8 protein-coding genes and 2 pseudogenes are annotated in these 8,697 nt (G+C 72.1%); 7 read left to right on the forward strand and 3 right to left on the reverse strand.

Annotated features, from left to right (window positions below):
* Together Q0195_RS05720 and Q0195_RS05725 are read left to right on the forward strand one after the other, a co-directional pair.
* Window positions 1–872 (forward strand): annotated as a pseudogene (locus Q0195_RS05720) (RNA degradosome polyphosphate kinase); the annotation flags it as partial.
* The gene (locus Q0195_RS05725; protein WP_299275763.1) at window positions 869–1,876 is read left to right on the forward strand and encodes an NUDIX hydrolase; all 1,008 of its coding nucleotides are present in this window, start codon (window positions 869–871) and stop codon (window positions 1,874–1,876) included. The pseudogene Q0195_RS05720 and the gene Q0195_RS05725, both read left to right, overlap by 4 nt.
* A gap of 7 nt (window positions 1,877–1,883) precedes the next feature.
* On the opposite strand, the gene Q0195_RS05730 is transcribed toward Q0195_RS05725, so the two are convergent.
* On the reverse strand, window positions 1,884–2,357 hold the full coding sequence (locus Q0195_RS05730) for a hypothetical protein (protein WP_299275766.1): 474 nt from the start codon (window positions 2,355–2,357) through the stop codon (window positions 1,884–1,886).
* Window positions 2,358–2,503: 146 nt separating this feature from the next.
* Between Q0195_RS05730 and pstS the strand changes: the two genes are divergently transcribed.
* The 4 genes from pstS to pstB all read left to right on the forward strand — a co-directional run bounded on the left by pstS (window position 2,504) and on the right by pstB (window position 6,599).
* A complete protein-coding gene (gene pstS / locus Q0195_RS05735; protein WP_299275768.1) occupies window positions 2,504–3,655 on the forward strand; it encodes a phosphate ABC transporter substrate-binding protein PstS in 1,152 nt (383 codons plus the stop codon).
* 92 nt (window positions 3,656–3,747) lie between these two features.
* Window positions 3,748–4,731 (forward strand): phosphate ABC transporter permease subunit PstC, encoded by a 984-nt coding sequence (pstC, locus tag Q0195_RS05740; RefSeq protein ID WP_299275771.1) that lies wholly within the window; start codon window positions 3,748–3,750, stop codon window positions 4,729–4,731.
* A gap of 2 nt (window positions 4,732–4,733) precedes the next feature.
* On the forward strand, window positions 4,734–5,771 hold the full coding sequence (gene pstA, locus Q0195_RS05745) for a phosphate ABC transporter permease PstA (RefSeq protein WP_299275773.1): 1,038 nt from the start codon (window positions 4,734–4,736) through the stop codon (window positions 5,769–5,771).
* Window positions 5,772–5,819: 48 nt separating this feature from the next.
* Window positions 5,820–6,599, forward strand: coding sequence for a phosphate ABC transporter ATP-binding protein PstB (gene pstB, locus Q0195_RS05750; protein WP_299275776.1), 780 nt, complete (start codon window positions 5,820–5,822; stop codon window positions 6,597–6,599).
* Window positions 6,600–6,694: 95 nt separating this feature from the next.
* On the opposite strand, the gene Q0195_RS05755 is transcribed toward pstB, so the two are convergent.
* Window positions 6,695–7,129 carry a septum formation family protein gene (locus Q0195_RS05755; protein WP_299275778.1) on the reverse strand — a complete coding sequence of 145 codons (435 nt, stop codon included), beginning with the start codon at window positions 7,127–7,129 and terminating at the stop codon, window positions 6,695–6,697.
* 277 nt (window positions 7,130–7,406) lie between these two features.
* Window positions 7,407–8,078: a response regulator transcription factor gene (locus tag Q0195_RS05760; RefSeq protein WP_299275780.1), complete on the reverse strand. Its 672-nt coding sequence runs from the start codon at window positions 8,076–8,078 to the stop codon at window positions 7,407–7,409.
* A gap of 129 nt (window positions 8,079–8,207) precedes the next feature.
* Here Q0195_RS05760 and Q0195_RS05765 point away from each other — a divergent pair.
* Window positions 8,208–8,697 (forward strand): annotated as a pseudogene (locus Q0195_RS05765) (hypothetical protein); the annotation flags it as partial.

Below are 8,697 nucleotides of genomic sequence, written 5' to 3' on the forward strand. Positions count from 1 at the left end.
AGGCCCGCTTCGACGAGGAGGCCAACATCTCCTGGGCGCGCAAGCTCGAGGAGGCGGGCGTCCACGTCGTCTACGGCATCGTCGGGCTCAAGACCCACTGCAAGCTCTCCCTCGTCGTCCGCAACGAGAAGGACGGGCTGCGCCGCTACTGCCACGTCGGCACCGGGAACTACCACCCCAAGACGGCGCGCGGCTACGAGGACCTGGGCCTGATGACCTGCGACCCCGACGTCGGCCAGGACCTCACCCGGCTGTTCAACCAGCTCTCCGGGTACGCCCCGCGCTCCCGCTACCGCCGGCTGCTCGTCGCCCCGCGCTCGATGCGCAGCGGGCTCATCGAGCGGATCGAGCGGGAGATCGCCGGGCACCGCGCCGGCCGCGAGGCGTGGATCAAGATCAAGGTCAACGCCATCGTCGACGAGGCGGTCATCGACGCGCTCTACCGCGCCAGCCAGGCCGGGGTGCCGGTCGACGTCGTCGTCCGCGGGATCTGCGCACTGCGCGCCGGGATCCCGGGCCTGAGCGAGAACATCCGGGTCCGCTCGATCCTCGGCCGCTTCCTCGAGCACTCGCGCATCTTCGCCTTCGCCGGCGACGACGAGCTGCCCGAGGTGTGGATCGGCAGCGCCGACCTCATGCACCGCAACCTCGACCGCCGGGTCGAGGTGCTCGTCAAGCTCGTGCAGGCCGAGCACGTCGGCTTCCTCGTCGACCTGCTCGACCGCGCCGTCGCCCCGACGACGTCGTCCTGGCACCTGCTGCCCGACGGCACCTGGCAGCGGCACCAGTTCGACGAGGACGGCCGGCCCCTGGACGACCTCCACGAGCTCCTCATCGCCCGGGCCCGACGACGCGTGGCAGCGAGCCGATGAGCGGCCGGCGCACCGTCCTGGCGGCCGGGACCGTCGTCTGGCGGCTCGACGAGCGCAAGAAGCTCGAGGTGCTCCTGGTCCACCGGCCCCGCTACGACGACTGGTCGTGGCCCAAGGGCAAGCAGGAGAACGGCGAGACGCTCGCCGCCTGCGCGGTCCGGGAGACCGAGGAGGAGACCGGCGTGCCGGTCATCCTGGGACAGCCGCTGCCCAAGGTCCGGTACAAGCTCGACAGCGGCGCCCGCAAGGAGGTCCACTTCTGGGCCGCCCGGCCGGCCCCGCCCGGCGACCGGTCGCTGCGCGCCCGCACCCCGGTGGTCCCGGCGAGCAAGGACGAGATCGACGAGGTGCGCTGGGTCGGGGTCAAGGAGGCGGCCCGGCTCCTCACCCACGAGCGCGACCGGGTGCCGCTGGGCATGCTCGTCGACCAGCGACGCGACGAGCGCCTCGACACCTACGCGGTGCTCGTCGTCCGGCACGCCCGCGCCCGCAAGCGCACCGCGTGGAAGGGCGGGGAGTCCACCCGGCCGCTCACCCCCGTGGGGCACGCCCAGGCCCGCGGCCTCATCCCCCTGCTCGCGGCCTACGGCGTGGACCGGGTGCTGTCCAGCCCGTGGCGCCGCTGCGTCGACACCGTCGCGCCCTACGCCGAGCGGATCGGCGTCGAGATCGAGATGCACCCCGAGATCACCGAGGACGCCCACCGGGCCAAGCCGAAGAAGGCCCGCGAGCTCATCCGGCAGGAGGCCAGGGTCCGGGCGCCGGGGGTGGCGATCTGCACCCACCGGCCGGTGCTGCCGACCATCATGGACGAGGTCGCGGTCAACACCCCCTACCGCATCATGAAGCAGGTGCCCGAGTCCGACCCCTGGCTCAAGACCTCGGAGATGCTCGTCGTCCACATGGGGCGCCGGCCGGGGCGCGCCGCCGTCGTCGTGGCCCTGGAGAAGCACCGCGCACCGTCCCACACCGAGGCGCTCACCCCGGTGGCCGCCGCGACCTGAGGCGGGCTCAGGTCTCCCCACCCGCCGCCCGCCGGGCGACGGCGAGGGCCTGGCGGCTGGAGGCGATGCGCGTCTCGTCCGCGCCCGCCTGCTCCCGCAGCTCCAGCGCCCGGGCGAACTGCTCCGCCGCGTCGGCGTACCGCCCGGCGCTGAACAGCGCCTTGCCGTAGTGCTGCCGGATGACGGCCTCCTGCGGCGTCCCGGTGGCCTCGTTGACGAGCCGGCCGTAGTCGGCGACGGCGAGCGCCACCCGCCCGGCGACGAGGTGGCAGTCGGCCTGCAGCGCCCGCACCCGCAGCGTGGGCCGCTGCGCCCGCAGCAGGGCGGCGGCGTCGTCCGGACGTCCGCTCCACAGCGACTCGAGCACGTCCCGCAGCGGGTCGGCGGCCATCCCGCGCCGGAACGCGGTGAGGTCGACGATCCGCGGCAGCAGCGTCTGGCCGTCGATGACCCAGCCGGGGCCGGCCGCGATGTCCCCCATGGCCCGAGCATAGGCCCGTGATCGAACCCACACCGGCTGTTCACCACCCGTTCATCTGCCGCCCGCCGGGTGGAAACCTGCGGTTCCTAGCGTCGGAGACGGCCGCCGGGAGTCCCGGGCCCTCCACACGACAGGATGGATTGAACGTGAAGCTTGCAGGTAGCCGCCGCCTGGCGGGGATCGCCGCGATGAGCGCCCTCGCGCTCACCCTCGCGGCCTGCGGGAACGGCGCCAACGCCGAGGACGACGCCACCAACGGCTCGGACACCACCACGACCGACGCGGGCGACACCGGCTCGGTCGAGCTCTCCGGCGAGATCGCCGGCTCCGGTGCGAGCTCGCAGGAGGCCGCCGTCCAGGGCTGGATCGCCGGGTTCATGGACCAGCACCCCGACGTCACCGTCACCTACGACCCGACCGGCTCGGGCACCGGCCGGGAGCAGTTCCTCAACGGCACCACCCTCTTCGCGGGCACCGACTCCACGCTCGACGAGGAGGAGCTCGCCGCGGGTGTCGACCGCTGCTTCGGCGGTGAGGTCATCGAGCTGCCGCTGTACATCAGCCCGATCGCCGTCATCTACAACCTCCCGTCCGTGGACGCCGAGCACATCAACATGGACCCGGAGACCATCGCCGGGGTCTTCACCGGTGAGATCACCAGCTGGAACGACCCGGCGATCGCCGAGGCGAACCCGGATGTCGAGCTGCCCGACCTGCCGATCATCCCGGTCAACCGCTCCGACGACTCCGGCACCACCGAGAACTTCACCGCCTACCTCGCCGAGGCCGCCGGTGACGTGTGGACCTACGGGGCGGTGGAGACCTGGCCGATCGAGGGCACCCAGTCCGGCGCCCAGACCTCCGGCATGATCGACGTCGTCTCCGGCGCCGAGGGCACCATCGGCTACGCCGACGCCTCCCGCGCCGGTGACCTGGGCACCATCGCCGTCGGCGTGGGCGAGGAGTACGTGCCCTTCTCCCCGGAGGCCGCCGCGGCCGTCGTCGACGCCTCCCCGGCCGCCGAGGACGCCACCGACCTGCGCCTGACGGTCGACCTCGCGCGCGACACCACCGAGGCGGGCACCTACCCGATCGTCCTCATCTCCTACTCGGTCGCCTGCTCGACCTACGACAACGAGCAGGACGCCGCGAACGTCAAGGCGTTCCTCGAGTACGTCGCGAGCCCGGAGGGCCAGGAGCGGGCCTCGCGCCCCGACGTCGCGGGCTCGGCCCCGATCTCCGACGAGCTCCGTGAGAAGGTCCACGCCGCGCTCGACCGGATCACGGTCGCCGGCTGAGTCCGGCTAGCCTTGCGGGCGGGTCGGTGCTTCGCTGGCACCGACCCGCCCGACGCACGTCCACCGCCCGCTCGACACACGCCGGAGGCCACGTGGCAACCGCCGCACCGTCCCCCTCCACGCCCGACGCGTCACCGGTCGTCCGCCCCGGCCGCACCCCCGGCAGGGTGGGCAACCGGATCTTCTCCGGCATCTCCACCGGGGCCGGGGTCGTCATCCTCGTCGTGCTCGCCGCGGTCGCGCTCTTCCTCCTCTACCGCGCGTGGCCGGCACTCGTCGCCTCCCGTGAGGAGCTGGGCGAGGTCGGCTTCATGCAGGGACGCAGCCTGTGGGAGTACGTCGGCCCGCTGCTCTTCGGCACCGTGCTCTCCTCGGTCATCGCGCTCGTCGTCGCGGTCCCGCTGAGCATCGGCATCGCGCTGTTCATCTCGCACTACGCGCCCCGGCGCCTGGCGCAGGGGCTGGGCTACCTCGTCGACCTCCTCGCCGCCATCCCCTCGGTCATCTACGGCCTGTGGGGCATCCAGTGGCTGCAGCCGACGATCGACCCGCTGTTCCGCTGGCTGAGCGACACCCTGGGCTGGATCCCGCTGTTCGCCGACTACCAGGCACCCGCGCGGAACATCCTCACCGCCGGGCTCGTGCTGGCCATCATGATCCTGCCGATCATCACCGCCACCATCCGCGAGGTGTTCCTCCAGACGCCCCGGCTGCACGAGGAGGCCTCCCTCGCCCTCGGCGCCACCCGGTGGGAGATGATCCGCCAGGCCGTGCTGCCCTTCGGGCGCTCCGGCATCATCTCCGCCTCGATGCTCGGGATGGGCCGCGCCCTGGGCGAGACGATGGCCGTGCTCATGGTGCTGTCGCCCGGCTTCCTCATCAACCTCTTCCTGCTCCAGCCGGGCCAGCACCAGTCGATCGCCGCGAACATCGCCGCCCAGCTGCCCGAGGCCAGCGGGACCGGGGTCGACGTGCTCATCGCCACCGGCCTCATCCTGTTCATCCTCACCTTCGGGGTGAACCTCTTCGCGCGGTGGATCATCGCGCGACGCGCCGAGTTCTCAGGAGCGAACTGACGATGACCACCGCGGCTCTGCACCAGGTCCGCCGGCTGCCCTCGTGGGCGCCGTGGGCCGTCCTGGCCGGCTCCGTCGCCGTCGCCCTGGCGGTCCTCACGGTTGCCGCCGAGCCCACCGTGGCGGGCGTGGCGTTCCTCACCGTCATCATCTACGCCCCCGTCGTCACCGCCATCTCCTGGCAGGTCGAGGGGGGCCGCTGGGCCAAGGACCGGCTCGCCACCACGCTCGTGACGACGGCGTTCGTCATCGCCATGGTGCCCCTCGTCACCCTGGTGTGGACGGTCGTCGCGGGTGGGGTACGGGCGTTCAGCTGGGAGTTCCTCACCACCGACATGGTCGGGATCTTCGGGCAGATGACCGAGGGCGGTGCCTACCACGCCATCATCGGCACGGTCTACGTCACCGGCATCGCCTCGCTCATCGCCATCCCGCTGGGCATCTTCACCGCGATCTACCTCGTCGAGTACGGCGGCGGACGGATCAAGCGGGCCATCACCCTGCTCGTCGACGTCATGACCGGCATCCCCTCGATCGTCGCCGGCCTGTTCGCCTTCACCCTCTTCCTCGTCGTCTTCGGCCCGGCGTACAAGTCCTCCCTCATCGGCGGTATCGCCCTCGCCGTCCTCATGACGCCCGTCGTCGTGCGGTCGGTGGAGGAGATGCTGCGCCTGGTGCCCAACGAGCTGCGCGAGGCCGCCTACGCGCTCGGCGTGCCGAAGTGGCTGACCATCGTCAAGGTCGTCCTGCGGACCGCGATCGCGGGTATCACCACCGGCGTCATGATCGCCATCGCCCGCGTCATCGGCGAGACCGCGCCGCTGCTCATCACCGTGGGCATCACCAACGCGGTGAACTACGACGCCTTCGACGGCCGCATCGCCACCCTGCCGGTGTACGTCTACCGCCAGTACGCCCAGGGCGGGGCCAGCGAGTACCGTGCCTGGGCCGGAGCCCTCACCCTCATCATCATCGTCATGCTGCTCAACCTCGTCGCCCGCCTGGTGAGCAGGTACTTCTCCCCCAAGGGGGGCCGCTGATGCCGCGCCCCACCCGTCCCACCGCACGAGACCCAAGGACCGCCGCACATGTCTAAGCGCATCGACGTCAAGGACCTCAACGTCTACTACGGGGACTTCCTCGCCGTCGAAGGCGTCAACATGGTCATCGAGCCCCGTTCCGTCACCGCCCTCATCGGGCCTTCGGGCTGCGGCAAGTCGACCTTCCTGCGCACCCTCAACCGCATGCACGAGGTCATCCCCGGCGCCCGGGTGGAGGGACAGGCGCTCATCGACGGGCAGGACCTGTACGCCGACACCGTCGACCCGGTCGAGGTGCGCCGCCAAGTCGGCATGGTGTTCCAGCGCCCCAACCCCTTCCCGACGATGTCCATCCGCGACAACGTCCTGGCCGGGGTCAAGCTCAACAACCGCCGGATCTCCAAGTCGGACGCCGACGACCTCGTCGAGCGGGCGCTGCGCGGGGCCAACCTGTGGAACGAGGTCAAGGACCGCCTCGACCGGCCCGGCTCCTCGATCTCCGGCGGGCAGCAGCAGCGGCTGTGCATCGCCCGGGCGATCGCCGTCGAGCCGCAGGTGCTCCTCATGGACGAGCCGTGCTCGGCGCTGGACCCGATCTCCACGCTGGCCATCGAGGACCTCATCCACGAGCTCAAGCAGGACTACACCATCGTCATCGTCACCCACAACATGCAGCAGGCCGCGCGGGTGTCGGACACCACCGGCTTCTTCAACATCGCCGGCACCGGCAAGCCCGGCCGCCTCATCGAGATGGACTCCACCGAGAAGATGTTCTCCGCGCCGGCCAACAAGGCGACCGAGGACTACATCTCCGGACGCTTCGGCTGAGCGGCGCCGGACGGACGACGGGTCGCCATGCGGCACAGACGACTCAGGGCCCCGGAGCGCTGCTCCCGGGGCCCTGAGTCCTCAGTGCGCCCAGGTCAGATCTGCGCGCCCGCGAGGGAGCCGGTCTGCGGCTCGTCGTACAGGACGATGCACAGCGCGGTGCGGTCGTCGGCGTCCTCCCAGCTGTCCTGGGAGGGGGAGAGCGGCACGACGTAGAGCGCGGACTCCGCGTAGGAGACACCCATGAAGGTCTCGAACTCCTCGGTGCAGACGTCGACCGCCTTCTCGTGGACGGCGTCCTCACCGGGGTAGGAGTCCTCGGTGAACACGTGCTCGGCGTAGACCTCGGCGTCGTGCTCCTCGGTCTCGCAGTCCAGCGCCTTGACCGTGCTGATCTCGTCCCCCTCGAGATCGCTCTGGTTGAGGCAGTCACCGACCGTGAGGTCGAGGACGGAGTCCGCCGTGCACCCGGCGGCGCCCACCAGCGCGAGTGCGGCGGCAGCGGCGAGTGCGGAACGGCGCAGAGACATGGTTCTAACCTCCGGTGGAGAGTGGGGGATGAGGCACCGGGACACGCCCGGTCACGGGCCGCGAGGGCCCGGGCCACTCTAGCCAACCGGCCCGGTGTGCTCGGACACCGGAGGCGTCCCGGGGCACAGTCCGAGTGAGGCGACGCCGGGCCGCGAAGCGCCAGTCGGCGCGAAGGCCGCTCGTAGCGGCTTGTGTTGGAGCCCGGGGCATTCACGACCCGACGTCGCCTCCCCATCGTAGGGCAGGGTCCCGGTGAGCGTCCTGTCGGCCGGTCGGTCAGTCCGTGGCGGGCCGGGGGACGAAGCGGTACCCGACGTTGCGCACCGTCCCGATGAGCTGGTCGTGCTCGGCCCCGAGCTTGGCCCGCAACCGCCGGATGTGGACGTCGACCGTGCGGGTGCCGCCGTAGTAGTCGTAGCCCCACACCTCGTCGAGCAGCTGGGCACGGGTGAACACCCGGCCGGGGTGCTGGGCGAGGTGGCGCAGCAGCTCGAACTCCTTGTAGGTGAGGTTGAGCACCTGGCCGCGCACCCGGGCGGTGTAGGCGGCGGCGTCGATGACCAGCTCGCCGGCCTCCACGACGTCGGAGTCCGGCTCCCGCTCGGCGGGCCGGTCGGCGAGCAGCCGGATGCGCGCCGCGAGCTCCGCCGGTCCCGCGGTGGTGAGCACGATGTCCGAGCAGCCCCACGCCGGGGTGACCGCCGCGAGCCCACCCTCGGTGAGGACGAGCAGCACCGGCACGCCCAGCCCGGTGTCCTGGGCGAGCCGGCACACCGAGCGCGCGGTGGGCAGGTCCAGCCGGCCGTCGACGACGACGACGTCCGCGTCGACCGGGTCGACCAGGGAGCCGGCGGCCAGTGGCTCGGCACGCACCCGGTGGTCGAGCAGGGTGAGCGAGGGCAGCACGTCGGCGGGACGCTCTGCGGTCAGGACGACAAGCGTGGCCATCGCACCTCTTCCTGGTCGGGGACACTGTAGTGCGACCGACTCGGCCGGTTGCGCGATCTGCCAAACTCGTGGGGTGCCCACCCTGTCCGTCGCCCCGCCCTGTCCCGCCCGCGTCGAGGTGGTCCCGTGATGGGCAGCTCGACCCGCGCCGTGGTGACGGCGGTCCTCGCCGCCGTGCTCGCCGTCTGTGCGCTGTGGCACACCCCGCTCGTCGTCGCCGCCGCGCTGACGGTCGGGCTGCTCGCGGCCGGCTGGCCCCGCCTCGTGTCGCTGCCGGTCACCACCGGTCCGGGGGTGGTCATCGCCCTGTGCGGGCTGGCGAGCCTCGCCGTCGTCGTCGTGACGGGCTCGGTCGACGGCGTGGCCGTCGTCGTCGGGCTGGGGGTCGCGGCGGCCTTCGTCCAGGAGATGCTGCGCCGCGACGGGCGGCCGCGGCTGGTGGAGTCGGTCGCCGGGACGGTCGCCGGCTCCACGGCCGCCGTGTCCGCCGCGATCTGGCCGGCGCTCGGCTCCTCCCGGGCGGCCGTCGCCGTCGTCGTCACCGCCGCGGCCGCCCTGGCCGCCGGCGCCGCGTGCACCGCGCTGCCCTTCCGTGGCCGGGTCACCGCCCCGCTCGCCA

This window comes from uncultured Georgenia sp. (assembly GCF_937958535.1).
Lineage (GTDB): Bacteria > Actinomycetota > Actinomycetes > Actinomycetales > Actinomycetaceae > Oceanitalea.

What these genes read in the sequence shown, in the direction of transcription:
- Q0195_RS05725 (WP_299275763.1), top strand. Translation starts at nt 869, where the DNA reads ATGAGCGGCCGGCGCACCGTCCTGGCGGCCGGGACCGTCGTCTGGCGG.
- pstA (WP_299275773.1), top strand. Translation starts at nt 4,734, where the DNA reads ATGACCACCGCGGCTCTGCACCAGGTCCGCCGGCTGCCCTCGTGGGCG.
- Q0195_RS05760 (WP_299275780.1), bottom strand. Translation starts at nt 8,078, where the DNA reads ATGGCCACGCTTGTCGTCCTGACCGCAGAGCGTCCCGCCGACGTGCTG.
- Q0195_RS05730 (WP_299275766.1), bottom strand. Translation starts at nt 2,357, where the DNA reads ATGGGGGACATCGCGGCCGGCCCCGGCTGGGTCATCGACGGCCAGACG.
- Q0195_RS05755 (WP_299275778.1), bottom strand. Translation starts at nt 7,129, where the DNA reads ATGTCTCTGCGCCGTTCCGCACTCGCCGCTGCCGCCGCACTCGCGCTG.
- pstB (WP_299275776.1), top strand. Translation starts at nt 5,820, where the DNA reads ATGTCTAAGCGCATCGACGTCAAGGACCTCAACGTCTACTACGGGGAC.